Here is a 1,864-nt window from a genome sequence, read left to right as displayed (position 1 = left end):
GGCCCACCCGGCCCATCCGGCAGTCCTGGCAGCCCCGCCGGCCCCGGCAGCGGCCTGCCCGGCACCGCCATCAGCCAGCAGAGCATCGCAGGGCACTACAGCGTCCGCAACGGCGTCGGCCTCATCGCGATCGGCCTGGACAACGCCCCTGACCCCCGCCGCGTAGTCGCGGTCGCAGCCCACGAACTCTGCCACCACAAGCTCCTCTACCGCGGCCTGGCCAGCACCGCCGAGCGAGACCACGAGCCACTGACCGACCTGGCGACAGTGTTCTTCGGCCTCGGCGTCTTCACCGCCAACGCCGCCTACACCTTCGCCCAGGGCCGCGGCGGCTGGCGCCGACAGCAACTCGGCTACATCAACCAACCGATGTTCGGCTACGCACTGGCCCGCGTCGCCTGGCTGCGCGGGGAGCGCGACCCGGAGTGGGCACGGTATCTGGACACGAACCCGCGCGGATACTTCAAGCAGGCGATGCGTTACCTGGAGAAGGAACCGCCAGCGCAGTGACCACCAGAGTGCAGTCCCCCATTCGGCCTCAACCAATACGCGTAGCCATATCTACGCCAATCACCCGATGTCCGATATGCACCCTTCATAGAAGATTGAGGCATCTCGGGAATCGCCCGCCGCAGCCAGGCACATGAGCGAAACCCGGGCCGACGGCCCCCACAACCGGGATGCGGACAGAGCTCACCGCGCCCCGGCCAGGGAACCGCCGCCACGCCCTCGATGACCTAGCGTCGTCGACTGCTCGAAGCAAGGCGATAAGGGCCTTCGACTTCGGCCAAGTCGGAGGCAAAAGGGGGATCGCCCCAGATCGAGCAGGCCCCGCAAGGGGCGGGCACGGCAAAACCCACAGCCGGACCCCGGCGCCACCCCCAGGCGCCCGGGGTTCGGCCTAGGGACATGCCCAACATCACGACAAGGAACGACAGGAGGTCAGGATGCGGTCAGCCGCGCAGCCGCCGCAGCAACTCGCTCATCGCTGGCCGTCAAAGCCACCCGCACATGCCGAGCCCCAGCCTCACCGTAGAAGTCACCCGGCGCAACCAGGATCCCGCGCTCGGACAGCCACTCAACAGTGGTCCAGCAATCCTCATCGCGGCTGGACCACAGGTACAGTCCCGCCTCGGAGTGGTCAATGCGGAAGCCCGCACTCCCCAGCGCATCACGCAGAACCTCGCGGCGCCTGCGATAGCGCTCCTTCTGCTCCGCAGCGTGGACGTCGTCATTCAGGGCCACGGTCATCGCATCCTGGACCGGCCGCGGCATGATCAGGCCGGCGTGCTTGCGCACCTCCAGCAGGTCAGCCACGATCGCAGGATCACCGGTGACGAAGCCCGCACGGTAGCCAGCCAGGTTCGAGCGCTTGGACAGCGAGTGGACGGCCAGCAGGCCCTCATGGCTGGCGCCGCTGACGTCGGGGTGGAGCAGGGAGACCGGCTCGGCATCCCACGCCAGTTCGATGTAGCACTCGTCGGAGACGACGATGGTGCCTGCATCGCGGGCAGCCGTGACGACCGCACGAAGTTCGGCGGCCGAGGCCACGCGCCCGTTCGGGTTCGCCGGGGAGTTCAGCCAGATCAGCTTCGGGCGGTGGGCCCGGACCAGGTCGGCGCCTGCCTCGGGGGCGGCCACCAGGGTGTCGGCACCGGCGATCCGCGCCCCGACGTCGTAGGTCGGGTAGGCCACCGAGGGGATGGCCACGTGGTCGCCCGGGCCGAGGCCGAGCAGGGTGGGGAGCCAAGCCACCAGTTCCTTGGTGCCGATCACCGGGAGTACCGCGGTCGGGGTGACGCCGGTGACGCCGAGCCGACGTGTCATCCAGCCGACGGCTGCCTCGCGCAGGGCGGGGGTGCCG

General features: G+C 69.3%; 1 protein-coding gene and 1 pseudogene. One reads left to right on the top strand and one right to left on the bottom strand.

Going from position 1 to position 1,864, the window contains the following annotated elements:
• Positions 1-510: pseudogene (locus IZR01_RS48985) on the top strand (hypothetical protein); the annotation flags it as partial.
• Between the two features lie 432 nt (positions 511-942).
• Here IZR01_RS48985 and dapC read toward each other — a convergent pair.
• Positions 943-1,864: succinyldiaminopimelate transaminase (gene dapC / locus IZR01_RS48980; RefSeq protein WP_194927868.1), on the bottom strand; the 922-nt coding region annotated here is incomplete at its 5' end.

This window comes from Catenulispora pinisilvae (assembly GCF_015356865.1).
Taxonomy (GTDB): domain Bacteria; phylum Actinomycetota; class Actinomycetes; order Streptomycetales; family Catenulisporaceae; genus Catenulispora; species Catenulispora pinisilvae.
The sequence above is the reverse complement of the archived record's forward strand: the minus strand, read 5'-3'. Positions and strand labels throughout refer to the sequence as shown.